Source organism: Actinoplanes sp. CA-252034, assembly GCF_050956125.1.
Taxonomy (GTDB): domain Bacteria; phylum Actinomycetota; class Actinomycetes; order Mycobacteriales; family Micromonosporaceae; genus Actinoplanes.
Genome location: NZ_CP191846.1, coordinates 8052216 through 8075947, shown reverse-complemented (window position 1 = coordinate 8075947; position 23732 = coordinate 8052216). Strand labels below are relative to the sequence as shown.

Genomic DNA, 23732 nt, shown 5'->3' with positions numbered 1-23732 from the left:
GGACCGCCTCATCGCGGCAGGGGCCGGGCCTTCGGCCGTACCCTAAAAGGGTCTTTGTCTGTTGCGTCGCATCCTGCGACGACCTCACTTGAACGTGCCATTGACACGGTTTAGGGGTTGGCTGGGCGGATCCGCGGGGCCAGGGTGGGCGGGTACATGCGCCGAACACCGCGGGGGTGACGGATCGTGAGCGAATCACGACCCACGACGAGGTCCAGGACCGTACCGGCACCGAGGACGCCGGCCGACGGCCCACCGGTCGCCGCGCCTCCCGCACCGCCCGTCCGGACGCCGTCCCGCGACGTCCGGCGGCTCCTCCCGGTCCTGCCCGGCCTGCTCATGTTCGCCATCGCCATGATCGGCGCCGGCCGGCCGGTGCTCAGCTGGGACGAGGTGACCTCGGCCGAGGTCGCCTCCCGGTCGGTGCCGCAGATCCTCGACGTCATCCCGCACATCGACGCCGTCTTCGGCCCGTACTACCTGTTCCTGCACTTCTGGACGGCCCTGGCCGGCACCGGCGAGATCGCGCTGCGGCTACCGTCGATCCTGGCCATGGCCGGCGCCGTCGGCATCACCGCCGAGATCGGGCGACGGCTGTTCACCCCGGCCACCGGCCTGATCGCCGGCATGCTGCTGTGCTTCGTGCCGAACACCTCGCGATACGCGGCCGAGGCGCGCCCCTACGCCCTGGCGTGCTTCTTCGCGGCGCTCGCGTTCCTCCTGCTGGTCGGGGCGGTCCAGCAGGGCGGCGGGCGACTTCGATGGGCGGGGTACGGCCTGAGCGTCGTGTTCCTCGGCCTCTCCCACCTGATCGCCCTCACCACCCTCGCCGCGCACGCCGCCTACCTCGCCGTCCACGCCCGGGACCGGCTGCGGCCGTGGGCTGTCACCGTCGGCGCGGCGATCCTGCCCGTCCTGCCGATCGCCTACCTCGGCACCACCCAGGAGGACACCCAGCTGCACTGGGTCGCGCCGATCACCCCGGCCCGCGTCCACGACATGCCGGGCGAGATCACCGGATCCCGGGAGGTCGCGTGGCTGCTGATCGGCCTGGCCGTCCTCGCCGTGTGGCGGCCCGGGCGCCGCCTCGTCCCGATCGCCGTCTACGCACTCGTGCCGCTCGCCGTGGTCGCCGCCGTGTCCGCGCTGATCTCGCCGATGTGGGTCGCCCGCTATCTCCTGGTCGTCCTCGCCCCGCTGGCCCTGCTCGCCGCCGTGGCCCTGCTCGCCGGATCCGGTGAACGACCCCGCCACACGATCGCCCGGGTCGTCGCCGTGGTGCTGCTCCTCGGGTTCGCCGCGATGCCCGGCGAGCGGGCCGTCCGCAAACCGACCGCCAAGAACGGCGCCGATTACCGGACCATCGCGAAGATCATCGGCGCGGACGTACGCCCCGGTGACATCGTCGTCTACCCGAACGGCAACCGCGCGATCCGTGCCGGAACCGCCTACTACCTGCGCCGGCAGCCCGCGGCACCGGCCGACGTGCTGGTCGAGGTGCCGTCGGCCCGCACCGGCTGGCTGATCGCCCACGAGTACGCGGACGCCGTCCCCAAGGTCACCGGCGCCGCGCGGATCTGGCTCGTCATCGCCGACCGCCGCGCCGACCCGCTCACCGGCCGGCCCGACCTGGCGCCGCTGATCACCGCGGGCTACCACCGGGCCGGCCTCTGGCAGCCGAAGAGCGCGACCGTCGCCCTGTACGAGAAGAACGCCTGACCGCTCCGGCCCGTCTTCCCGGTCCTCGATCTCCCATGGCGGCGGTGGGGATGGCAGGCTGGCCGCATGAAGGTTCTGCTGCCCGATTCCATCGCGCTCGACCCGGAACTGCCCGCCGGAGTGCACGGCGTCGTCTACGACGTGCGGGCGCCGGTTCCGGCGGAGCACACCGACGCCGAGGTGTTCGTGGCCTGGGGCAACTCCGGCGACAACCTGGCCGATGCGGCGCGACGGCTCAAGGCGGTCCGGTGGGTGCAGACGCTGGCCGCCGGCCCGGACGCGGTGCTGCAGGCCGGGTTCGCCGAGGACGTCATCGTGACAGCGGGTCTGGGACTGCACGACCGGACCGTCGCCGAGCACACCCTCGGGCTGGTTCTGGCCGCCGCCCGCAGGCTGAACCTGCTGGTCCGGGCACAGATCGGGCGGCGCTGGGCGGGAGAGCTCGGCGGGCTGCAACCGGTCCGGGACAGCAACGCCTTCCGTACGCTCGGCGACGCCCACGTGGTGATCTGGGGCTTCGGCGGCATCGCGGCCCGGCTCGCGCCGCTGCTGGCCGCCCTCGGGGCGAACGTCACCGGCGTGGCACGGCATGCGGGGGAGCGGCACGGGTTCCCGGTCGTCACCGAGGCCGAGCTGCCGCGACTGCTGCCGGCCACGGATCTGCTGATCAACATCCTGCCGGCCACCCCGTCCACGGCCGGACTCGTCGGCGCCGCGGTGTTCGAGCAGTTGCCCGCCCACGCCTGGGTGGTCAACGTCGGGCGCGGGGCCACCCTCGACGAGGCCGCGCTGCTGGCCGCCGTCCGGTCCGGGCGGCTCGCGGGGGCGGCCCTGGACGTCTTCGAGACCGAGCCGCTGCCGGTGACGTCGGGGCTCTGGGACGAACCGAACGTGATCATCACCCCGCACGCGGCGGGCGGCCGTCCGGAGGGAGCGTCCGCGCTGCTCAGCCAAAACCTCGCCGCCTACCGCGAGAACCGTCCGCTCCGCAACGTCGTCCCCCGCTGAGGCCGCTCCCGCCGCGGTGCGGACCGATGGCGGGGCCGGGGCGGGTTGAACGTCGTCTCCCGCTGAGGCCGCTCCCGCCGCGGTGCGGACCGATGGCGGGGCCGGGGCGGGTCAGCGGGAGCGGGCGCGGACGTGCAGGCGCTCGCCCTGCGGGCCGAAGATGTTGATCAGCTCGGCGGGCTCCGGGCCGGCGTTGGCGATCGAGTGGGGGAGCCGGGTGTCGAACTCGGCGGCCTCGCCCGGGCTGAGCAGCAGGTCGTGGTCACCGAGCAGCAGGCGGACCTGACCGGACAGGACGTAGAGCCATTCGTACCCCTCATGGGTCTGCTGTTCCTGCCCGCACGACGGCGGTCCGGGCGGCAGGATCTGCTTGAAGGCCTGTGGCCCGCCCGGCCGCCGGCTGAGCGGGATGAACGTGTGCCCGTCGCGTTGCATCGGGCGGGCCCGGACGCGGGGATCGCCGGTGTCCGGCGCGTCCACCAGCTCGTCGAGGGTGACCTGGTATGCCTCGGCGAGCGGCAACAGCAGTTCGAGGGTGGGCCGGCGGCTGCCGGACTCGAGGCGGGACAGGGTGCTCACCGAGATGCCGGTGGTCTCGGCCAGCCGGGTGAGGGTGAGGTCACGTTGCTGTCGGAGTTCGCGCAGCCGGGGACCGACCGCAGTGAGCGCTTTTGCCATAACGGCAACGATAGTTGCCACCCGTCCGGGGTGGGAGCACGGTGAAGCGCAGAGAACGGACGGGCGAGAGAGGACAACGCCGTGGAGAAGCAGACGTACGACGTCGTGGTGATCGGTGGCGGCGCGGCCGGCCTGAGCGGGGCGCTGGCACTGGCCCGGTCACGGCGATCGGTGCTGGTGGTGGACAGCGGCGAGCCCCGCAACGCCCCGGCCGCGCACATGCACAACCTGCTGGGCCTCGACGGCACGCCACCGGGCGAGCTGCTGGCCACGGGCCGGGCCGAGATCATCGGGTACGGCGCCGAGGTGGTGACCGGCCGGGCCGAGTCGGCGGCGCGTGACGGTGACGGGTTCCGGGTGACGCTCGACGACGGGCGGGTGGCCCACGGCCGGCGGCTTCTGGTGGCGACCGGGCTGGTCGACGAGCTGCCGGACATCCCGGGACTGGCCGATCGCTGGGCCGGGACGTGGCGCACTGCCCGTACTGCCACGGCTGGGAGCTGCGCGACAAGCGGATCGGCGTGATCGCCGGCGGGCCACTGAGCGTGGTGCAGGCGCAGATGTGGCGGCAGATCAGCCCGCACGTGCTGATCCTGCTCAACGGCACCGACACGTTCGGGGCCGGGCCGTCGGAGGAGCTGGCCGCCCGCGGCATCCCGGTGGTGCCGGGCGTCATCGAGGGCCTGCAGGTGTCCGGCGACCGGCTGGCCGGGGTGCGCCTGGCCGGCGGTGACGTGGTCGCGGTGGACGCCGTCGTGGCCGGGCCACGGTTCACCGCCCGCTCCGGGGTGCTCGAGTCGCTGGGTCTGGAGGCGGCCGGGTTCGAGATGCACGGTCACCTGCTGGGCCGGCGGATCGCCGCGGACGAGAGCGGCGCCACCACCGTTCCGGGCGTGTGGGTGGCCGGGAACGTGACGAACCTGGGCGCCACCGTGGCGGTCGCGATCGCCGGCGGGCAGTCCGCGGGTGCCGCGATCAACCTGGACCTGATCGCCGAGGACACCCGTGTCGCGGTCGCCGCCTACCGGGACCGGATCGCCACCATGTTCACCGAGGACGCCTGGGAGGAGCGGTACCGCGGTAGGGACGCGATCTGGAGCGGCCGCCCCAACCCGGTCCTGGTGGCCGAGGCGAGCGGGCTGGCCCCGGGCCGCGCCCTGGACGTCGGCTGCGGCGAGGGCGCCGACGCGGTCTGGCTGGCGAAGCAGGGCTGGGAGGTGACGGCCGTGGACATCTCGACCGTGGCCCTGGGCCGGGCGGCCGGCCACGCCGCCGCGGCGGGTGTCGGCGAGCGGATCACCTTCCGGCACACGGACCTTCAGCAGGAGCAGCCCGATCAGGGGTACGACCTGGTGAGCGCCCAGTTCATGCACCTGCCGCCGGAGCCGCGCCGTGCCCTCTACACCCGCCTGGCGTCGGCCGTCGCTCCGGGCGGCACCCTGCTCGTCGTCGGCCACCACCCGTTGGACCTGGCGACGTTCGTCGGCCGGATGCACTTCCCGGACATGCTGTTCACCGCCGAGGAGATCGCCGCCCTGCTGCCGTCGGACGGCTGGAAGATCGTCACCGCCGAGGCCCGCCCCCGCCAGGGCGCCGATCCGGAGGGCCGCGAGATCACCATCCACGACGCGGTCCTGGTCGCCCAGCGTCACCCGTGACCGACGGCCGGCCGTCGCTCAGACCGTTTTCCGTGGCCGGATCGCCTGCCTGAGCGGCGGCCGGCCAAGGCTCGCCGGGCGATATGTTTGCGTATTGGCTGACTGTTTGCGGGCAAATGGGCAACGGGGCACCCACGGCCTTGCTGGAATGGGCTCATGCGGCCGGATGATGCTCAAGGACCTGCCGGCCCGGGCGACGACGTCCGGGCGGTTCTCGCGGCCTGGCGTGACGGGCTCGTCGACCCCGGCGGCGCGAACCGCCTCATCGACCTGCCGCGCGGCGGGGCCGACCTCGTCGAGATCGTCGCCCCTGACCCGCCGGGCGTGGTGGCGGCCCTGCGGCACGGCCGGGACTGCCCGCTGACCGGCGCCGGGGCCCGCAAGACCACCGGCGCCCTGCGGACCGATCTGCCCGACGAGGTGCTCACCCCGCTGCTGCGCCGCCTGCGCCGGCACGCCCAGCTGGAGCAGGCCGACCGCGGCGTCGACGTGCTGCACCTGGCGGTCGGCCTGCTGCACTGGACGGATCCGGCCGGCGTCGACCACGCCAGCCCGCTGCTGCTGGTCCCGGCCGAGTTGGTCGCCCTCGGCCCCGGCGAGGTGCCGCGGCTGCGGGCCGGCGCCGGTGATCCGATCGTCAACCCGGCGCTGGCCGCCCGGCTCAGCCCTCTCGGCATCACCCTGCCGGAGGTCGACGACCTGCTCGACGGTGCGGACCTGGCCGACTTCGACGTGGCCGCGATGACGGCCGCGATCGGCGCCGCGGTGAGCCGGCGACCCGGGTGGCGTACCGCCCCGATCGTGGTGCTGGCCCGGTTCGACCCGGCGGCCGAGGCGATCCGTCACGACCTGATGGAGAACGAGGACCGCGTCCTGGCGCACCCGGTGGTCCGGGCGCTGGCCGAGGCCGACGACGCCGCCGGGGTGTTCGCGTTCGAGCCGGTCGCCGCCGACGAGATCGACGTCCTGGCGCCGCCCGACGACGTGCCGCTCGTCCTGGACGCCGACGCCGCCCAGCGCGCCTGCGTGGCGGCCGCCTGTGAGGGACACAGCTTCGTCGTCGACGGCCCGCCCGGCACCGGCAAGTCGCAGACCATCGCCAACATGATCGGCGCCCTCACCCACGCCGGGAAGCGGGTCCTGTTCGTCTCCGAGAAGAGGTCCGCGCTGGACACCGTCCAGCACCGGCTGGCCGCCGCGGGACTCGGCAACTACCTGCTCGACCTGCACGGGGCGCGGGCCTCCCGCAAGCAGGTGGCCGCCGCCCTCGCCGCCGCGCTCGACGCCGCCCCGCTTCCGGGACCCGGCATGGACGCCGAGGCCCGCGACCTGCTCCGGGAACGGCGGGAGCAGCTCAACGCGTACGCCCGAGCCGTCAACGAGCCGCGCCCACCGCTGAGCCGCAGCCTGCAGGAGATGATCGGGCGTTTCGCCCGTCTCGCCGAGGTGCCGGAGGCGCCCGCGCCGGCGCTGCACGCCGCCGCCCTGACCGACGACGCGATGGACCGCATCCGTGACGCCGCCGCGCAGCTGGTCGGGGCGTGGCGGCCGGCCAACGAGCGCAGCGGGTTCCGGTGGCGTGAGGTCGCCGAGCGGGAGCCGCTCGCCGAGGCGCTGCAGGAGGCCCTGCTCGCGCTGGAGGGCCTGGCCGGCGCCGCGGCCGCGCACGCGGCCGTCACCGCCGCCTTCCACCTGCGCCTGCCGACCGACGCCGCCACCCTCGCCGAGATCGCCGAGCACGCCGCCCAGCGTCCGTCCGGCGTCGCCGACCAGTGGCTGACCGCCACGACCCTGCGCCCGGTCCGGCAGGCCGCCGAGGAGCTCGCCCAGCGTCTGGAGGTCAGCCGTCGCGCCGCCGAGGCGGTCCGGCACCGCGCCGGCGTGCCCTGGGAGGTGCTCGCCGCCCCCATGGACCTCGACGCCCTGCCCGAGCCGCCCCGCCTGGAGCCGCCCGCGGTCCGCACGGAGCCGCTCACCGCCGCCGAGGCCAAGGCACTCGCCGGACGGTTCGCCGCGGACGCCGACGAGCTGGAGCATCAGCAGCGCAATCTGGACCGGGCCACCACCCGGCTCGGCCTGCCCGACGTGATCACCTTCTCCGACGTCGAGCTGGTCCACCTGATCACCGAGCTCGGTGCCCGGCCCGACAAGCCGGACCGATCGTGGTTCACGCCGGGCGGTCAGTCCGCCGTGCACACCGCGGCCGGCACGCTGCGCCTGCACGTCGAGGCGGTCAGCGCGGCCCGGGCCGGCGCCCACGAGATCTTCACCGAGGCGGCCCTCACCGCGCCCGTCGAGGACCTCGCCGAGCGGTTCGCCACCGTGCACCGCGGCGCCCGCAAGCTGCTCGCCCCGCACCGGCGCGACAAGGAGGCGGTCGCCGGGTTCACCCAGCCGGGCGTCAGCCTGGAGGAGGCGGTCGCCGAGCTCGGGCTCGCCGTCGCCTGGCGCCGCGCCCACGAGGGCCTGGTCGCCGCCGAACAGCAGCAGGCCGCCCAGCTCGGCCGCTTCTGGAAGCGTCTCGACACCGACTTCCCGGCGATCGGCCGGGCCCTGCAGACCGTCGCCGAGGCCCTGCGGGTCACCCCGCCGGAGGCGCTCGCCCAGGTCGTCGACTACGTCTGCGCCCCGCACACGCCCGGCGACGAGCTGCACCGGGCGGTCACCGAGGCCCGCGACGTGTTCCGGCACTGGCGGTCCACGCTGCGCCCGGAACCCGACCCGGCCGGCCGGCCGGAGCTCGGCCACGGCCCGGTGCAGCACGCCATCGCCTGGATGCGCGCCCAGGTCGGCCCACTGAGTGACACCGCCGCCCTGCTGCGGCAGCTCGGCGACGCCGTCGGCCGGGACCTCAACGTCGCCGAGGCGATCGGGGTCATCGAGGTACGCCAGGGCGTGATCGAGGCCGAGCAGGCGTTCGCCACCGCCACCGGAGGCTACGAGACCACCCTCGGCCCGGTGTTCCGGGGCAAGCAGACCGACCTGCGGGCGCTGGAGGACGCGATCGAGTGGACGGCGCACGCCCGTACGCTGCGCACCGGCACCGACGCCCCCCTCAACAACGAGCAGGCCCACGCGATGACCGGGGGCGGCCGCCCCGTCCCGGACCTGACCGCGCTGCTGGCGACGTGGCAGACCGCCCGGCAGCGGATCCTCGACGCGTTCGGCCCGGCCCGGCAGGTCCGTCTCGGCACCGCTCTGGACCGCTACGAGACCGCCCGTGACCTGCTGCGTGACCTGCTCGACGACGACACCGGGCAGGCCGAGTGGTTCGACTACCTGGCAGCGCGCGGCGTACTCGCCGAATACGGCCTGGACAGTGTCGTCGACTACTGCGCCGATCACGGGGTGGACGTGCACCTGCTCGGGGAGGTGATCGAGCGGGCCGCGTACCGGTCCTGGATCGACGCGATCCTCGCCGAGGACGAGCGCCTGCAACCGCTCGCCTCGGCCGGCCGCGACGAGCTGGCCGCCGAGTTCCGCCGCCTCGACGCCGAGCTCGCCCAGGACGCGGCCGGCGCCGTCATCGAGGCGCTCAACGCCCGCCGCCCGGCCGTCTCCGGCCCGGGCGGCCCGGCCCTGATCCGCGCCGAGGACGAGAAGCAGGACGGCCACCTCCCGGTCCGCGACCAGCTGGCCGCCGCCTGGGACACCGTGGCCGCCCTCAAACCGTGCCTGGTCATGCCGCCGTCAGCGGTCAGCCGGCTGCTGCCCGCCCACGCCGGCTTCGACGTCGTGGTGATCGACGAGGCGTCCCGGATGACCCCGGCCGCCGCGGCCGCCTGCGCCTACCGCGGCACCTCGCTGATCATCGTGGGTGACGACGCGCAACTGCCGCCGGCCGACGACCAGCCGTCGGTGCTGGTGGTGGCGAACGACTGTGGCGCCTTCACCCGGCTCGGCCTGACCAACCACTACCGCAGCCGGCACGAGAGCCTGATCGCCTTCGCCAACGAGGTCTTCTACCAGGACCGGCTGGTCACCTTCCCGGCCGCTCAGCAGGCCGGGCCGGACCTCGGCGTGCAGCTCTACCCGGCCGGCCCGGACACCGAGGCCGCCACGGTCGCCGAGCGGGTGTTGCACCACCTCACCACCCGGCCGGCCCTGTCGCTGGGCGTGGTCACGCTGACCGCCGACCACGCCGACGGCATCGCCGACGCGGTCGAGGCCGCCCTCGCCGGCCGCCCCGATCTGGAGGGCTTCCTCGGCGACTTCGTGGTCGAGGGCGCCGATGCCGCCCAGGGCGACGAACGGGACGTCATCCTGCTGTCCACCGGCGCCGACCTGGGCGCGGCCGGCGGGCCCACCGGCGCGCGCCGCCTCGACGTGGCGATCACCCGGGCCCGGCAGCGCGTCGAGGTGATCTCCGCGATCGGCGCCGCGGACCGCGACGAGCCCGGCGGCGAGGGCGAGCGCAGGCTGGCCGCCTACCTCGACTACGCCGAACGCGGCGGCCCGGCCACCGGGGACCGGCCGCTCACCCCGCTCGAGGAGTCCGTCCGCGACACCCTGCAGAGCTGGGGTCACCCGGTGGACGCGCTGTCGATCGGCATCGGTGTCCGGCTCGACGGGGCGTACGTCCTGGGCGTCCGCTGCGACACCCCGGTCGGCTCGTCGCGCGACCGGGATCGTCTCCACGACCAGATCCTGCAGGGTCTCGGCTGGCGCCTGCACCGGGTGTGGAGCGTCGCCTGGCACACCGACCGCGAGACCGAGGAGGCCCGGCTGCGGGTCGCCGTGGAGAACGCGCTGGCCACCCCGGACGTCTTCGCGGACCTGCCGGAGGAGACCCTGACCGTCCGCCCCGCGCAGCGACCCGAGTGGGCGCTGCCCTACGAGCGGGCCGAGGTGGCGCCGCTGCCGGCCGCGACGAGGCTCGACGACGACACGGCCCGGCGGCTGCTCCTCGCCACGGTCGAGCACATCGCCGAGGTGGAGGGCCCGGTGCACGTGGCCACCCTGACCCGCCGGATCCGCGAGGCGTGGGGCCTGAGCCGGATCACCCAGCAGCTCAAGGCCGCCATCGACGCGGCGATCACCGAGTCGCGGGCCGGGTTCGACGGCTCGTTCGTGACCGCCCCGACGCGCCGATCCCCGCGGTCCGGGTCCCCGCCGACGGGGTGAGCCGCAAACCCGACCACGTCGCCGACGCCGAGCTGCAGCTCGCCCTGGAATACCTGGTGCTCGACGCCGGCCTGGTCGAGGGGGAGGACCTGCTGGCCGCGGCCGGCCGGCTCTTCGGGTGGAGCGGCAGCCGCACCGGCGCGGCCCGCCTCGCCGCGATGCTCGACGACCTGGTGTCGGCGGGACGGCTCATCGCCCACCGCAACGGGCTGATCGCCGCCCCCGAGACCGACCTGCTCGACCTGCCCGACCCGGCGACGCTGCCGCGGCGCGACGAGGCCGGCCGGACGATGCGGATCGAGGTCAACCTTTGACGTAGTCGTCGTGCGGTGTGCCGGCCGTCCACAGGGCGGCCCGGACCCGTACGCAGTGCCGCACGATCGCCGGATCCTCGGTCATCGCCCCGCCCACACCGGCCCCGCCCGGATCGAACAGCGTGAACACCACCCGCCGGTCGTCGAAGAGCCAGAAGTCGTCGGGGGCGACCGGCAGCCCGGCCGTCGCGGTCCGCGGCAGCCACCGGATGTCCTCACCGGCCTCCACGTTGAAGCCGGAGATGCTCAACAGCCAGCGCGTGTAGTCGCCGTGCGGCGCCGTGACGACCCGCAGCCGTCGCACGCTGCGGCCCGACTCGGTGACCTCACGCATCAGCTCGAGCCATGGCCGCTGCCAGGCGAAGTCGTCCGGCTCGCCGTCCAGGAACCGCTGGAACGGCACAGCCTCCTCCGGCGCGTGATAGACGTCGCGTACCTCCAGGTGGAACGCGGTCCGGTCGAACGACCGGAACATGCCCTGGAACGTGTCGGCCCGCAGCAGCAGCATGCGTCCCACCCTGACCACTGTGGACGTGATCGGTCCACTCGAAGGCCGCGTTGGTGCGGGTGGGAGCAAAACTCGCGTTCAGAGCTCCCGTTTGAGGACCTTGCCGGTGGCGTTGCGCGGCAGCTCGTCCAGGAACGTCACGTCACGCGGCACGCAGAACCGGGCCAGATGGTGCCGCACGTGCTCGCGTACCGTCTCGGCGTCGAGCCGCTCGCCGGGCTTCAGCACCAGGTGGGCGGCGAGCCGCTGACCCCAGTCGTCGTCCGGGACGCCGACCACCGCCACCTCACGGACCTGTGGCAGCGCGGCCAGCAGATCCTCCACCTCGCCGGGGAAGACGTTCTCCCCACCGGAGACGATCATGTCGTCGGCCCGGCCGTCGACGTAGAGCCGGCCCTTGTCGTCCAGGTGCCCGAGATCGCCGGTGCCGACGACGTCACGGCTCGCCGCGTCCTGCCCCGTGTAGCCCTCGAACAGCATCCCGTTGCTCACGTGGATCTGCCCGTCGATGATCGTGACCCGCGTCCCGTGCGGCGGCCGGCCCGCCGTCGCCGGGGCCTCCCGCAGGTCGGCGGGGGTGGCGATGGAGACCCACGAGGCCTCGGTCGAGCCGTACAGGTTGTAGAGCACGTCACCGTAGCGGTCCATGAACCGGGTGGCGAGGCCACCCGGCAGCGCCGATCCGCTCACCGCCGCCACCCGCAGCCCGCGATACCCACCCTCGGCGTCCATCAGGCTCTGGAGCATCACCGGTACGGCCACCAGCGCCGTGACCTGCTCGTGCGCCAGGGTCGCCAGCACGTCGGCCGGGTCGAACCGGCGGCGCAGCACGATCGTCGCCCGCAGCGCCAGCGCGATCTGCATCCCGGCGTAGCCCCACGTGTGGAACAGCGGGGCCGCGATCATCATCCGTTCCCCGGCACGCAGCGGGATCCGGTCGATCACCGAGCACAGCGGGCCGAAACCGCCCGGCGTCGGACGTCGTGCGCCCTTCGGCACGCCGGTCGTCCCCGAGGTCAGCACGATGGTGCGCCCCGGCCGCTCCGGAGGCGCCGCCGGCCCGGCCGGGGTGGCCTCGATCAGCTCGTCGACCTGCTTCTCACCGATCCGGTTCGCACACGTCGCCACCCGGTCGGTGAACTCGTCGTCGTGGATCAGGGCGGACAGTCCCTGCGCGAGCACCACCTGATCGAGCTGGTGCCCCGACAGCCCGGTGTTGATCAGCACCGCGTCGGCGCCCCGGGTGGCGACCCCGAGCAGCGCCTCCAGCATGCGGGCCGAGTTGCGGCACAGCAGCCCGACCCGGTCGCCCGCCTTCACCGGCAGCGCGGCGGCCAGCCGGGACGAGCGGTCCAGCAGCTCGGCGTACGTCACCCGCCGCTCGTCGTCGATCACCGCGACCCGCTCCGGGCTGCGGGCCGCCGCCTGCCGAACCTCCCCGGCCAGCCCGAAACCCCACCGCCCCAGCGACGCGAACTGCCGGGCCACCCGCACCGGATCACCCGGTGTGAGCAGCCCGCGCCGCGCCATCGTCGACACGATGAACAGGGCGTCCATCAGCGGATCTGCACGCCGGAGATGGCTCGGGCGATGACCAGCCGCTGGATCTCCGAGGTGCCCTCGAAAATCGTGTAGATCTTGGCGTCCCGGTACATCCGCTCCACCGGGTGCTCCCGCAGATAACCGGCCCCGCCGAGGATCTGCACCGCCTTCTCGGTGACGGCGACCGCCACCTCACCGGCCTTCAGCTTCGACATCGAGCCCTCACCGGCCTCGAACGGCTTCTCGTTGCGCCCCATCCACGCGGCCCGCCACACCAGCAGCCGCGCCGCGTCGATCTCGGTGCGCATGTCGGCCAGCGCGAACGCCACCGCCTGGTTCTCGATGATCGGCCGCCCGAACTGCACCCGCGTCTTCGCGTACTCCAGCGCGTACTCGTACGCCGCCCGCGCGATGCCCAGCGCCTGCGCGCCCACCGCCGGCCGGGAGAGCTCGAACGTGCGCATCGCCGCCTGCCCGGACCGCCGCTGCCCTCCCGGGCCCGCGCCAGCCGCTTGTCCAGGGCCTCCTTGCCGCCGAGCAGGCAGCTGCCCGGCACCCGCACGTCGTCGAGGAACACGTCCGCCGTGTGCGAGGCCCGCAGTCCCAGCTTCTTCAGCTTCCGCGTCGCGGCCAGCCCCTTCGTGCCCGGCGGCACGACGAACGCGGCCTGCCCCCGCGACCCCAGCGACGGGTCCACACTGGCCGTCACCACGTGGACGTTGGCGATCCCGCCGTTGGTGGCGTACGCCTTCTGGCCGCTGAGCACCCACTCGTCGGTCGCCTCGTGATAGACCGCGCGGGTCCGCATCGCCGCCACATCCGAACCGGCCTCCGGCTCGGTGCTGCAGAACGCGCCCACCTTCGGGTCGGCGGCGTCGCCGAAACACTGCGGCACCCATTCGAGCAGCTGATCGGACGTCCCGGAGCCGAAGATCGCCGCCACCGCCAGCGACGTGCCGGAGATCGCCATCCCGATCCCGCCGTCGCCCCAGAACAGCTCCTCGTTCGCGATCGGCAGGCTCAGCCCGCTGCTGTCCGACCAGGTGTTGGCGAGGAACTCGAACCCGTACAGCCCGATCTTCGCCGCCTCCTGCAGGACCGGCCAGGGAGTCTCCTCCCGCTCGTCCCACTCCGGGGCGGCCGGCCGGATCACCGACTCGGCGAACCCGTGCACCCAGTCACGCAGCTCACGCTGCTCCTCGTTGAGATCGAGCCAGAACTCCACGGACAGCCCTCCCGCCAGCAGGTTAACTCGCCGGTAACCTTACGAGCGCGTAACCACCATGACAACCGCCATCGATGAATTAAAAACCCCGCGGTGTTGTCTCGGTTGTCGTCGGCTCCGGCGGCTTCTCCGGTACGGGTCACCCCGCCCCACCATTCTCACCCCGTCCCGCGCCCACCGCGCGACGTCCTTCCCACTCCCGGCCGACCCGCGCCCGCCGGGCCGAATCCGGTGGTCACCGTCAACCCCACCCCGGTGTCCGCACCCGCCGCCGCCCGAAGCCCCGTGAGCCGGCACCGGCGGCGGGTCGCGCAACTCCACAAGATCACCGGCGCCGAACCCTGCCGATACCCGCCGCTCCGACCGGTCACCGCCGGGCGCGCCCCCTGCCGGATCTGGGCGCTCTTGCCGCCCCTCCACAGGCGGAAAGTGGACCCAATGCTGCCAATGGGCACACCAGCCGCCCCTGATCCGCTGCGAGTTTTCGAGATAGCTGTCACCTGGGCTCGATGGTTGTCACCGATGGCTTCGAGGTGGCCTCGCGACATGAGCCGAGCCACGGTAGCTGGAAGCTGGTCACGGGTAGTTGGAACCGAAGGCTCAGGTCGAGTATCGATCCCCAGGCGAGGTGCTCTTCAGGACAGCGCCCGCCGCGTACCCAGGGTCCCGGCAAAGTCGTCAGATGATGCCGAGGAGTGCCAGCGGGCGGCGGCTGTCGCGGGGGTGATGCCGGGTGCCGGCGGCGATGCTTGATCCAGGACCGGGAGCAGCAGAAGGGCGAGGAACGGGGACCAGCACTGTATCGAGGACCACGCCGAGCAGCAGGCCGCCGAGGATGATGCCGGTAGATTGCCCGGCGTCGAGCCAGGCGGGGTCGCGCAGCACGGTGAAGTTGCCCGCAATGCTCGCGGACAGCGCCCGGACACGATGAACGGCATGATTGCCCGATGGGGACGACGAGACTGAGCGCCGACGTCCGGGTGTTTCTGGGGATCGTGTTCGGGCTGCCGTGGCTGCTGTGGGTGTTCGAGCAGGTCACCGGTGTGCGGATCCTCTTCTTCGCGGCGATGCTGTCGGTCGCGGTCGCGACCTGGGTAGCGGCCCGCTATGTGTGGCGGCCGGTGAACATCGCCGAGGCGACCGCGCTGGTTCCGGTCCGCCCGATCCGGCGGACGGTCCGGTACTGCCTGCTCGCCTTCGTGTTGTTCATCGCGATGTCGGCGCTCGCCGTCGCTCTCAATGCGGTGACCGGGCTCTATCCGGCTGACCTGGACGGATTCTCCGCGCTGCGCGACGTCTACGGTCCGGAGACCGCCGGTCAGGCCGGTGTCCCGTGGGTGCTGATCGGGCAGGCTTTCGCCGCCAACCTGGCGCAGTTCGCGTTGATCCTGCCGCTGGCGTTCTGCGAGGAGTGGGGCTGGCGCGGCTATCTGCTGAACCGGCTGCGCGAGCGGATGGGCACGTGGTCGGCGCTGGTCCTGATCGGCGTGATCTGCGGGGTGTGGCATCTGCCGTTCTATGTCGGGCCGTGGTTCTCGATGAGCGGGGACGCGCTGCGGTCCCTGCTGCCGTTCACGGTCTTCTGTGTGTTCTTCGGAATGGTGCTCGGGTGGCTGCGGCTGGCCGCCGGGTCGATCTGGCCGGCGGTGGTGGGGCATGCGGTCAACAACACCGTCGTTTTCGGGTTCGTGCAGGTGGTGGTCGCGGATAAGGCGGCCGAACCGAGGATCGACGGTTGGTTGACCGGGCTCAGCGGCTGGCAGGGCTGGCTGATCATGCTTATTCCGGTCGTGGTATTCGCCGTCCGTACGCGAGCATCTCGGGAGTTTGCCGCTGCGGATCATCAGGGGTGACGCGACCAAAGCAGGAATCGACGTCTGCGGCCGGGGCAGGGCCCCGGCAAAGCCATCAGATGATGCCGAGTAGTGCCAGTGGGCGGGTGCTGTCGCGGGCGTGATGTTGATGTTGGCGGCGATGTTGGTGATGCCGACAGCGTCGGCGATGCCTTGAGCCTGCGCGGATCGCCGGATATGACGGCGTCACACGCCCGACGGATGGCTATCGGGGCGACCACCGGAACAGCACTTGCCACGGCGCTGAGGTCACCGGAAACGACGGTGAATCGACCCGGATCGGGCGCTCGGCCAACCGGTGATGGCAGGTGGGCACCGCACCAGCCGGGCGGGTCCGGTGAGTTCGGCCGCTCGTGATCGGTTCAGGTCAGGGTGGTGACCAGGCCGGTGAGATGGGGGTGGCGGGACGCCAGCGTGAAGGACCACCCGTCCGTGAGCGGGGTCGCGGTGAATGTCGCTTCCGCCGGAAGGAGCAGCGGCCTCTTGAACGCGACATCGACCGTGAAGGCGTCGGGCAGACGGCCCTCCAGGGCGGCCAGGGCATGCGCCTTGGTCCACATGCCGTGAGCGATCGGGCGCGGGAAGCCGAAGAGCTTCGCGCCCAGCCAGGACGTGTGGATCGGGTTGCGGTCGCCGGAGACGGCCGCGTAATCGGACCCGACCCGGACCGGCACCCGCCACATGCTGCCTGCCTTGGTGCCATCCGCCCCGGCGGACCGCGATCCGTCGGCCGGGTCGCCGGTGGGCTCCGGCCGGTGTGGTGTGGCCGGGCTGTCATGGGGCTGCGGCCGATCAGGTGTGGCCGGGCCGTCGGTGGCCTGCGGCCCACGAGATGTGGCAGGGCCCAGGCGCAGGTAGGTGGAGAGGCCGCGCCACACCTCGGCGCCGTCGAGGGTCGCCGTGGCCGTGACGTCGAACTGGCGGCCGCGCGGATGGTCGCGTAGCGAGGTGGCCCGGACCGACAGGTCGAGGGCGGCGCCGGCCGGGATCGGCCGGTGGGCGGTGATGCGGTTGGTGACGTGGACCAGCCCGATCAGTGGGAGCGGGAAGTCCGGGGCCGTCATCAGCCGCATGGCCAGCGGGAACGCGAGTACGTGCGGATAGGTGGCCGGGAGCGTGTCGGTCAGCCGGAACCCGCAGACCCGGTTGTAGGCGGCCAGGTGGGCGCGGTCGACGGTGACGCCGCGCCGGCGGATCTCCACGTCGGGGAGGGCGCCGCCGGAGCGGGAGAAGCCGGGGACGAGGCCGAGAGCGGCACGGGTGTACGCCGCCAGGGTCCCCGGGCCCGAGGTGAGTTCGACGACCGCGACCATGTCAGGCTCCCGGCGAGTTGGGTGAGGTGGCCATGTCCGGCTCGGTGGGAAGGGTGATGTCAAGCGCCGAGCAGGCTCTGGCCGCAGACCCGGACCACGTTGCCGGTGACGGCGGCCGATCCGGGCGACGCGAGCCACGCGATCGCCTCGGCGACGTCGGACGGCAGGCCGCCCTGCGACATGCTGTTGAGCCGCCGTCCCGCCTCCCGCAGGCCGAGTGGCATCTTCGCGGTCATCGCGGTCTCGATGAATCCGGGCGCCACCGCGTTGATCGTGATGCCGCGTTCGGCGAGCAGCGGCGCATACGCCTGGACCTGCCCGATCACCCCGGCCTTGCTGGTGGCGTAGTTGGTCTGCCCCCGGTTGCCGGCGATGCCGGCGATCGACGCGACCCCGATGATCCGCCCGCCGGACGGGATCAGTCCACGTTCGAGCAGCAGGTCGTTGACGCGTTCGGGGGCGGTCAGGTTGATCCCGATCACCGAGTCCCATCGGTCCTCGGACATCCGGGCGATCGTCTTGTCGCGGGTGATGCCGGCGTTGTGGACGACGATGTCGACGGCGGCGTGCGGGCCGGCGGCCAGGTAGCCGGCGAGCCGTTCGGCCGACGAGTCGGCGGTCAGGTCGAGTTGCAAGGCCCGGCCGCGGGTCTCGTTGGCGACCCCGGCGAGCGCGTCGCCGGCGGCCGGCACGTCGAGGGCGATGACGTCGGCGCCGTCGCGGGCGAGGACCCGGGCGATGGCCGCGCCGATGCCCCGGGCGGCTCCGGTGACGAGGGCGAGCTTGCCGTCGAGGGGCCGGTCCCACTCGGCGGGGGCGGGCGCGGGCCCGGCGCCGATCCGGATCACCTGGCCGGACACGTACGCCGACCGGCCGCTGAGCAGGAACCGCAGCGTCGACTCGGCGCCGGTCTCGCCGCCGGGCGCCACATACACCAGCTGGGCGGTGACTCCGCGCCCGAACTCCTTGCCGATGCTGCGGGTCAGCCCTTCCAGGCTCCGCTGCGCGATCGCCTCCTTCGGCGATGCGGTGGCCTCGGGAGGCGTGCCGAGCACGATCACCCGGCCGGAGGCTTCGAGGGCGCGGGCGTACGGGTGGAAGTAGTCGTAGAGCTCACGAAGCTGTGGGGAGTCGGCGATGCCTGTTGCGTCGAAGACGAGGGCGCTCACGCGTACGCCCTCGGTGGCCTTGTCGGTGACCTCGGCGCCTGCCGTCTCCAGCAGCTTGCGGATCGGCTCGGAGAGCCGCCCGCCCGGGGCGGCGCCGAGCAGGACCGGCCCGGTGACCAGCGGATCTCCCGTCTTGTGACGGCGCAGTCGGGGCGGATCAGGCAGCCCGAGGCGCTTGACCACGGTCCGGCCGAGACCGGAGTTGGCGAAGTTCGCGTACCTGTCAGCCATACGAGTACCCTACCGGTGAGTAACCCTATGAACACGTCCCCCTGTCGATATGGAGAGTAGTCGTGCCGAACGTGCGCCGTGTGGCCGTGCTGGGCGGGAACCGGATTCCGTTCGCGCGCTCCGACAGCCGCTATGCCGAGGCGTCGAACCAGGACATGCTCACCGCCGCGCTGGACGGGCTGGTGGCGCGCTTCGGGCTGGCGGGGGAGCGGCTGGGTGAGGTGGTGGCGGGCGCGGTGCTCAAGCACTCGCGTGACTTCAATCTGACCCGTGAGGTGGTGCTCGGGTCGCGGCTCGATCCGCGGACCCCGGCCTACGACATCCAGCAGGCGTGCGGCACCGGCCTGGAGGCGGCGATCCTGGTCGCCAACAAGATCGCGCTCGGGCAGATCGACGTGGGCGTGGCCGGGGGCGTGGACACCACGTCGGATGCTCCGCTGCAGCTCAACGAGGACATGCGGCGGGCGCTGCTGGAGCTCAACCGGGCCCGGACGCTCGGCGCCCGGCTCAAGGCCGTCGCGAAACTGCGGCCGCAGCACGCGGTCAAGCCGGAGTTGCCGCGCAACGCCGAGCCGCGGACCGGGCTGTCGATGGGGGAGCACGCGGCGATCACCGCCCTGACCTGGAACATCGACCGGGCCGCGCAGGACGGGTTGGCGCTCACGTCACATCAGAGGCTGGCGGCGGCGTACGACAGTGGCTTCTTCGATGATCTTCTGACGCCCTATCTGGGGCTGACCCGTGACCAGAATCTGCGCGCCGACACCTCGCTGGAGAAGCTCGCCAAGCTCAAGACGGTGTACGGCGGGGAGAACCCCACGATGACGGCGGGCAACTCGACGCCGCTCACCGATGGCGCGTCGACCGTGCTGCTGGCGTCGGAGGAGTGGGCGGCGGCCCGGTCGCTGCCGGTGCTGGCGTATCTCGCCGACTCGGAGACGGCTGCGGTCGACTACGTGCACGGCGAGGAGGGCCTGCTGATGGCGCCCGCCTACGCGGTGCCGCGCATGCTCGCCCGCAATGGTCTGACACTGCAGGACTTCGACTTCTACGAGATCCACGAGGCGTTCGCGTCGCAGGTGCTGTCGACGCTGGCGGCCTGGGAGTCGCCGTCGTTCTGCAAGGAGAAGCTGGGTCTGGACGCGCCGCTCGGCTCGATCGACCGCGCGAAGCTGAACGTCAACGGGTCGTCGCTGGCGGCCGGTCATCCGTTCGCGGCGACCGGCGGCCGGATCGTGGCCACGCTGGCGAAGCTGCTGGCACAGAAGGGCTCCGGCCGCGGCCTGATCTCCATCTGTGCCGCCGGTGGCCAGGGCGTCGTGGCGATCCTGGAGCGCTGACCGGTCCCGGGGCGCGGACGGGCGCCCCGGGACCGTCATCTCAGCGGGCCGCGCAGGTCAGGGTTGTGGACGGCGCGTTGCCGGTGCCCTGGAACCCGAACTGGGTGCTCGCTCCGGCGGCGACCGTGCCGTTGTAGCCGACATTGGTGAAGGACACCGCGCCGGTGCTGCCGCTCGCGGTGGCGCTCCACGTGTTGGTCACCGCGGCGCCGGTCGGCAGGGTGGCACCGGCGGTCCAGCCGGTCAGGGGCGCCGAGCCGGCCTTGACCGTGACGGTGGCGACGAAGCCGCCGGTCCAGGCGTTGACCGAGACGGTCGCCGTGCACGCTCCCGTGCCCTGGGACTGGCTGGCCGACGGGGACGGCGAGACCGAGCCGGAGTTGCTCGGCGACGGTGAGCTGGTGCCGCCACCGAACGCCGTGAGCACGGCGGTGTACGCCTGCTTCGGGTTGCCGTTGCCGTCGAAGAGCAGCGGGGTGCCGCTGGCCCGCCACGAGTCGGTGTCGCGGATGCCCCAGACGGTGATGCCGTTGCAGCGGGCGACGGCGAGGCAGTCGCGCACCACGTTGCCGTACGTGGTGGCCTGGGTGCTGCCCGAGCCTTCGATGTCGAGCTCGGTGATCTGCACGTCGACGCCGAGCGCGGCGAAGCTCTCCAGCGTGGTGCGGTAGTTGCCCGGATAGGGCGAGCCGCTGTTGAAGTGCGACTGGAAGCCGACGCAGTCGATCGGCACACCACGTGCCTTGAAGTCCTTGACCATGTTGTAGACGCCCTGCGTCTTGGCCCAGCTCCAGTTGTCGGTGTTGTAGTCGTTGTAGCAGAGCTTGGCGGCCGGGTCGGCGGCCCGCGCGGTCTTGAACGCGTCCTCGATCCAGTCGTTGCCGGTGCGCTGCAGGTTGGAGTCGCGGCGGCCGCCGTTGCTGTCGTCGAACGCCTCGTTCACCACGTCCCAGGAGTGGATCTTGCCCTTGTAGTGGGTCATGACCTGGGTGATGTGGTTCTTCATGGCGTTGCGCAGGGCGGTGCCGCTCATGCTCTGCATCCAGCCCGGCTGCTGTGAGTGCCAGGCCAGGGTGTGGCCGCGGACCTGGGCGCCGATCTCGTTGGCGCGGGTGATCAGCCGGTCGGCGGTGGTGAAGTTGAACTGGTTCTGCTGTGGCTCTAGGGCGTCGATCTTCATCTCGTTCTCGGCCGTGAGCATGGTGAACTCGCGGTTGAGGATGGTCGAGTAGGTCGAGTCGCTCAGTCTGTTGAGCGAGACCGCGGTGCCGAAGTAGCGGCCCTTCTCGGCGGCGGCCGCGCCCAGTGTGGACGCCGCGGCCTCGGCGGTCGGGGACAGGGCGACGAACGCTCCGGTCGCCAGCAGGGCGGTGGCCAGCGCGCCGACGACGGTGCGGGGACGGGTCATGGGGATCTGCCTTCGGTCCAGTCGATTCGGGGCATCGACGGGTGGCTCGGGACGGCCGAAACTTTAGTGATCCCGCCCGTGATCCACCAAGGCTGAATTGTCCTTTCTCCCCGGTAATGATGAGGATGGGAGCGCGCCCATGCGGTTTCGCGGCTCCGAAAGTTTCGGAACTACTCGGCCGTACGGAGCACCTCGGCCACGGCGAGCGCGGCGAGGTGGGCGTCGTCGCCGGTGGCGTGCACGGTGACCGTGGCCCCGGCCGGCGCACCCAGCGACATCAGGCGCAGAGCACTGCGGAGACTCGCGGAACGGTCGCCGTGGCGTACCTCGACGTCGGCGGTGAAAGTGGACGCGGCCCGCACCGCCTCGGCCGCCGGACGCGCGTGCAACGCCGCGGGCAGCACGACCTCGACCTCAGAACTTCGGGACATCACGGGCCTCCCCGGCCGCGGCGGCGACACCTGCCAGGTCGGCGCCGGTTGACGCGAGGACCGCCGCGGCCACCGCGCCCTCGACGAACGGCGCGTCCACCAGCACCGGGCCCGGCGACAGCTCGGCCAGCACCGCGCGGGTGGTCAGCACGGCGCTGCCCAGGTCGGCCAGGACCAGCACCCCGGCGCCGGCGTCGGCGGCCGCGATCGCCGCCTCGATCTTGCCGGCGCTGGTGCCCAGCGACCCGTCGTCGGCGCCCCCGGCCGGCTCGACCCGCACGTCCGGGCCGGCGACCTGGGAGAGCAACTCCCGCACGCCGGCGGCGAGTGTTCCGCTGTGTGACACGAGCACGATTCCCACATACGCCATGGGTCCCGATGGTAGTCACGCCAAAGGCTTGGCCGAATCACTCAGCGCGACCATGCTGAGGGGACCGAGGCAAAGGAGCCGGCCGTGAAGAAATTCATCAACGATCCGAACGACGTGGTGGCCGAGGCGCTCGCGGGGCTCGCCGCCGCCCATCCGGAGTTGCGTGTCGACCCGGACGGGCAGTATGTGGCCAGGTCGGACGCGCCGCGCCCGGGCAAGGTCGCCCTGGTGTCCGGCGGTGGCTCCGGGCACGAGCCGCTGCACGGCGGCTTCGTCGGGCCCGGCATGCTCGACGCGGCCTGCCCCGGCGAGATCTTCACGTCGCCGGTGCCCGACCAGATCCTGGCCGCGACGAAGGCGGTCGACGGCGGGGCCGGCGTCGTGCACGTGGTCAAGAACTACACCGGCGACGTGATGAACTTCCAGCTGGCCGCGGAACTGGCCGCCGACGAGGGCCTCACGGTGGAGACGGTGCTCGTCGACGACGACGTCGCGGTGGAGGACTCGACGTGGACGGCCGGCCGGCGCGGCACCGGCGCCACCCTGCTGGTGGAGAAGATCGCCGGGGCGCTCGCCGAGGAGGGCGGCAAACTGGGCGAGGTCGCGGCGATCGGGCGCGAGGTCAACGCCGCTTCCGCCTCTTTCGCGTACGCGCTGACGGCCGTCACCACCCCGCGGCCGGACGGCCCGGGTTCGACCTGCCGGACGACGAGATCGAGGCCGGCGTCGGCATCCACGGGGAGCCGGGCCGCCGCCGGGAGAAGCTGCGCCCCGCCCGCGAGCTGGTCCGCTCCGCGCTCGACGCGATCCTCGACGCCAAGCCGGTGACCCCCGGCGAGCGGGTGATCGTGCTCGTCAACGGTCTCGGCGGCACCCCGCTGATCGAGCTGTACCTGGTCTACGGTGAGGTCGCCACGGTGCTCGCCGAGCGCGGTGTCGAGATCAAACGGCGGCTGGTCGGCAACTACGTCACCAGCCTCGACATGGCCGGGCTGTCGATCACCGTGACCCGGGTGACCGACGAGATGCTGCGGTTGTTCGACGCGCCGGTGCGTACGCCGGGGCTGCGGTGGGGCGCCTGACGTGGATGTCGTACTCGCCACCGCGTGGCTGCGCGCCATCGCGGAATCCGTCGACGCCGACGCGGACGAGCTGACGAAACTGGACTCCGCGATCGGCGACGGTGACCACGGCGTCAACCTGCGGCGTGGCTTCACCGCGGTCACCGCGCTGCTGGACGGCACCGCGTTCACCGGCGTCGGCGATGTCTTCGTCCGGACCGGCGGCACCCTGATCTCCAAGGTCGGCGGCGCGTCCGGCCCGCTGTACGGCAGTGCCTTCCGCGCCCTCGGCAAAGCGCTGCCCCCGGGCCCGGCGGTGACCCTGCCGGACCTGGCCGGGGCGCTACGCGCGGGCCTGGACGCGGTGACCGCCCTGGGTGGCGCGGCGCCCGGGGACAAGACCATCGTGGACGCGTACCGGCCCGCGGTGGCCGCGTTCGAGGAGGCGGTGGCCGGTGGCGCGGCCCTGCCCGAGGCGGCGGCCGGCGCGGCCCGCGCCGCCGGTGACGGGGCGCGCGCCACGATCTCTCTGACGGCTCGCAAGGGGCGGGCTTCCTACCTGGGCGAACGCAGTGCCGGCCATCAGGACCCGGGCGCCACCTCGACCTGGCTGATCTTCCAGGCGCTGGCCGACGTGACCGCTCCCTGACGTCCCACCCGTCCCTGCGGTCCCTTGCGCCAATCTGGACGAGTGCGCCCGCCGAGACCGCCCGGCCGGACAGACTGAGGCCGGGCGGCCCTTCTCAACCTCGTACCGGCGGTGCCGATCCTGTGGTCGAC

The 23732-nt window shown here is 72.9% G+C and carries 17 protein-coding genes and 3 pseudogenes; 10 read left to right on the top strand and 10 right to left on the bottom strand.

Annotated features, from left to right (window positions below):
• Nucleotides 1-186: 186 nt before the first annotated feature.
• Together ACQPZW_RS36635 and ACQPZW_RS36630 are read left to right on the top strand one after the other, a co-directional pair.
• A complete protein-coding gene (locus ACQPZW_RS36635; RefSeq protein WP_433790580.1) occupies nucleotides 187-1719 on the top strand; it encodes a glycosyltransferase family 39 protein in 1533 nt (510 codons plus the stop codon).
• Between the two features lie 66 nt (nucleotides 1720-1785).
• Nucleotides 1786-2727, top strand: coding sequence for a phosphoglycerate dehydrogenase (locus ACQPZW_RS36630; RefSeq protein WP_433790579.1), 942 nt, complete (start codon nucleotides 1786-1788; stop codon nucleotides 2725-2727).
• Nucleotides 2728-2838: 111 nt separating this feature from the next.
• On the opposite strand, the gene ACQPZW_RS36625 is transcribed toward ACQPZW_RS36630, so the two are convergent.
• The gene (locus tag ACQPZW_RS36625; RefSeq protein ID WP_433790578.1) at nucleotides 2839-3405 is read right to left on the bottom strand and encodes a helix-turn-helix domain-containing protein; all 567 of its coding nucleotides are present in this window, start codon (nucleotides 3403-3405) and stop codon (nucleotides 2839-2841) included.
• A gap of 81 nt (nucleotides 3406-3486) precedes the next feature.
• Between ACQPZW_RS36625 and ACQPZW_RS36620 the strand changes: the two are divergent.
• The 4 genes and pseudogenes from ACQPZW_RS36620 to ACQPZW_RS36605 form a co-directional block, all read left to right on the top strand.
• A pseudogene (locus ACQPZW_RS36620) lies at nucleotides 3487-4301 on the top strand (NAD(P)/FAD-dependent oxidoreductase); the annotation flags it as partial.
• A 147-nt stretch (nucleotides 4302-4448) separates the two neighbouring features.
• A complete protein-coding gene (locus tag ACQPZW_RS36615; protein WP_433797731.1) occupies nucleotides 4449-5063 on the top strand; it encodes an SAM-dependent methyltransferase in 615 nt (204 codons plus the stop codon).
• Between the two features lie 156 nt (nucleotides 5064-5219).
• Complete coding sequence (locus tag ACQPZW_RS36610; protein ID WP_433790577.1) at nucleotides 5220-10187, top strand: DUF3320 domain-containing protein; 4968 nt, start codon at nucleotides 5220-5222, stop codon at nucleotides 10185-10187.
• Nucleotides 10184-10501, top strand: a complete 318-nt coding sequence (locus ACQPZW_RS36605; protein WP_433790576.1) for a hypothetical protein — start codon at nucleotides 10184-10186, stop codon at nucleotides 10499-10501. The genes ACQPZW_RS36610 and ACQPZW_RS36605 overlap by 4 nt, the downstream gene beginning before the upstream one ends.
• Here the strand turns inward: ACQPZW_RS36605 and ACQPZW_RS36600 are convergent.
• From ACQPZW_RS36600 to ACQPZW_RS36585, 4 genes and pseudogenes are all read right to left on the bottom strand, one after another.
• Complete coding sequence (locus ACQPZW_RS36600) at nucleotides 10491-11009, bottom strand: DUF6879 family protein (RefSeq protein ID WP_433797729.1); 519 nt, start codon at nucleotides 11007-11009, stop codon at nucleotides 10491-10493. The genes ACQPZW_RS36605 and ACQPZW_RS36600 overlap by 11 nt on opposite strands.
• 78 nt (nucleotides 11010-11087) lie before the next feature.
• On the bottom strand, nucleotides 11088-12566 hold the full coding sequence (locus ACQPZW_RS36595) for an AMP-binding protein (protein ID WP_433790575.1): 1479 nt from the start codon (nucleotides 12564-12566) through the stop codon (nucleotides 11088-11090).
• Nucleotides 12566-13776, bottom strand: a pseudogene (locus tag ACQPZW_RS36590) (acyl-CoA dehydrogenase family protein). The gene ACQPZW_RS36595 and the pseudogene ACQPZW_RS36590 overlap by 1 nt, the downstream one beginning before the upstream one ends.
• Nucleotides 13777-14454: 678 nt before the next feature.
• Nucleotides 14455-14661, bottom strand: a complete 207-nt coding sequence (locus ACQPZW_RS36585) for a hypothetical protein (protein WP_433790574.1) — start codon at nucleotides 14659-14661, stop codon at nucleotides 14455-14457.
• 62 nt (nucleotides 14662-14723) lie between these two features.
• Between ACQPZW_RS36585 and ACQPZW_RS36580 the strand changes: the two genes are divergently transcribed.
• Nucleotides 14724-15629, top strand: a complete 906-nt coding sequence (locus ACQPZW_RS36580; RefSeq protein WP_433790573.1) for a lysostaphin resistance A-like protein — start codon at nucleotides 14724-14726, stop codon at nucleotides 15627-15629.
• 362 nt (nucleotides 15630-15991) lie between these two features.
• Here ACQPZW_RS36580 and ACQPZW_RS36575 read toward each other — a convergent pair whose 3' ends face one another.
• Both ACQPZW_RS36575 and ACQPZW_RS36570 read right to left on the bottom strand, forming a co-directional pair.
• Complete coding sequence (locus ACQPZW_RS36575) at nucleotides 15992-16942, bottom strand: MaoC/PaaZ C-terminal domain-containing protein (protein WP_433790572.1); 951 nt, start codon at nucleotides 16940-16942, stop codon at nucleotides 15992-15994.
• Between the two features lie 59 nt (nucleotides 16943-17001).
• Complete coding sequence (locus tag ACQPZW_RS36570; RefSeq protein ID WP_433790571.1) at nucleotides 17002-18342, bottom strand: 3-oxoacyl-ACP reductase; 1341 nt, start codon at nucleotides 18340-18342, stop codon at nucleotides 17002-17004.
• 62 nt (nucleotides 18343-18404) lie between these two features.
• Here ACQPZW_RS36570 and ACQPZW_RS36565 point away from each other — a divergent pair, with 62 nt between their 5' ends.
• Entirely contained in the window at nucleotides 18405-19682 is a 1278-nt protein-coding gene (locus ACQPZW_RS36565; protein ID WP_433790570.1) for an acetyl-CoA C-acetyltransferase, read from the top strand.
• Between the two features lie 40 nt (nucleotides 19683-19722).
• Here the strand turns inward: ACQPZW_RS36565 and ACQPZW_RS36560 are convergent, their stop codons facing one another.
• From ACQPZW_RS36560 to dhaM, 3 genes are all read right to left on the bottom strand, one after another.
• The gene (locus ACQPZW_RS36560) at nucleotides 19723-21090 is read right to left on the bottom strand and encodes an endo-1,4-beta-xylanase (RefSeq protein WP_433790569.1); all 1368 of its coding nucleotides are present in this window, start codon (nucleotides 21088-21090) and stop codon (nucleotides 19723-19725) included.
• A 170-nt stretch (nucleotides 21091-21260) separates the two neighbouring features.
• Complete coding sequence (locus ACQPZW_RS36555) at nucleotides 21261-21521, bottom strand: HPr family phosphocarrier protein (protein WP_433790568.1); 261 nt, start codon at nucleotides 21519-21521, stop codon at nucleotides 21261-21263.
• Nucleotides 21505-21891 carry a dihydroxyacetone kinase phosphoryl donor subunit DhaM gene (gene dhaM / locus ACQPZW_RS36550; RefSeq protein WP_433790567.1) on the bottom strand — a complete coding sequence of 129 codons (387 nt, stop codon included), beginning with the start codon at nucleotides 21889-21891 and terminating at the stop codon, nucleotides 21505-21507. The genes ACQPZW_RS36555 and dhaM overlap by 17 nt, the downstream gene beginning before the upstream one ends.
• Nucleotides 21892-21975: 84 nt before the next feature.
• Here dhaM and dhaK point away from each other — a divergent pair.
• Nucleotides 21976-22973, top strand: a pseudogene (dhaK, locus tag ACQPZW_RS36545) (dihydroxyacetone kinase subunit DhaK).
• Between the two features lies 1 nt (nucleotide 22974).
• Complete coding sequence (dhaL, locus tag ACQPZW_RS36540) at nucleotides 22975-23601, top strand: dihydroxyacetone kinase subunit DhaL (protein ID WP_433790566.1); 627 nt, start codon at nucleotides 22975-22977, stop codon at nucleotides 23599-23601.
• Nucleotides 23602-23732 lie beyond the last annotated feature (131 nt).

Excerpts from the sequence above, each read along its gene's own strand:
- ACQPZW_RS36630 (WP_433790579.1), top strand. The coding sequence starts at position 1,786 with ATGAAGGTTCTGCTGCCCGATTCCATCGCGCTCGACCCGGAACTGCCC.
- ACQPZW_RS36625 (WP_433790578.1), bottom strand. The coding sequence starts at position 3,405 with ATGGCAAAAGCGCTCACTGCGGTCGGTCCCCGGCTGCGCGAACTCCGA.
- ACQPZW_RS36615 (WP_433797731.1), top strand. The coding sequence starts at position 4,449 with ATGTTCACCGAGGACGCCTGGGAGGAGCGGTACCGCGGTAGGGACGCG.
- ACQPZW_RS36610 (WP_433790577.1), top strand. The coding sequence starts at position 5,220 with ATGCGGCCGGATGATGCTCAAGGACCTGCCGGCCCGGGCGACGACGTC.
- ACQPZW_RS36600 (WP_433797729.1), bottom strand. The coding sequence starts at position 11,009 with ATGCTGCTGCTGCGGGCCGACACGTTCCAGGGCATGTTCCGGTCGTTC.
- ACQPZW_RS36595 (WP_433790575.1), bottom strand. The coding sequence starts at position 12,566 with ATGGACGCCCTGTTCATCGTGTCGACGATGGCGCGGCGCGGGCTGCTC.
- ACQPZW_RS36580 (WP_433790573.1), top strand. The coding sequence starts at position 14,724 with ATGGGGACGACGAGACTGAGCGCCGACGTCCGGGTGTTTCTGGGGATC.
- ACQPZW_RS36575 (WP_433790572.1), bottom strand. The coding sequence starts at position 16,942 with ATGGTCGCGGTCGTCGAACTCACCTCGGGCCCGGGGACCCTGGCGGCG.
- ACQPZW_RS36570 (WP_433790571.1), bottom strand. The coding sequence starts at position 18,342 with ATGGCTGACAGGTACGCGAACTTCGCCAACTCCGGTCTCGGCCGGACC.
- ACQPZW_RS36560 (WP_433790569.1), bottom strand. The coding sequence starts at position 21,090 with ATGACCCGTCCCCGCACCGTCGTCGGCGCGCTGGCCACCGCCCTGCTG.
- ACQPZW_RS36555 (WP_433790568.1), bottom strand. The coding sequence starts at position 21,521 with ATGTCCCGAAGTTCTGAGGTCGAGGTCGTGCTGCCCGCGGCGTTGCAC.
- dhaM (WP_433790567.1), bottom strand. The coding sequence starts at position 21,891 with ATGGCGTATGTGGGAATCGTGCTCGTGTCACACAGCGGAACACTCGCC.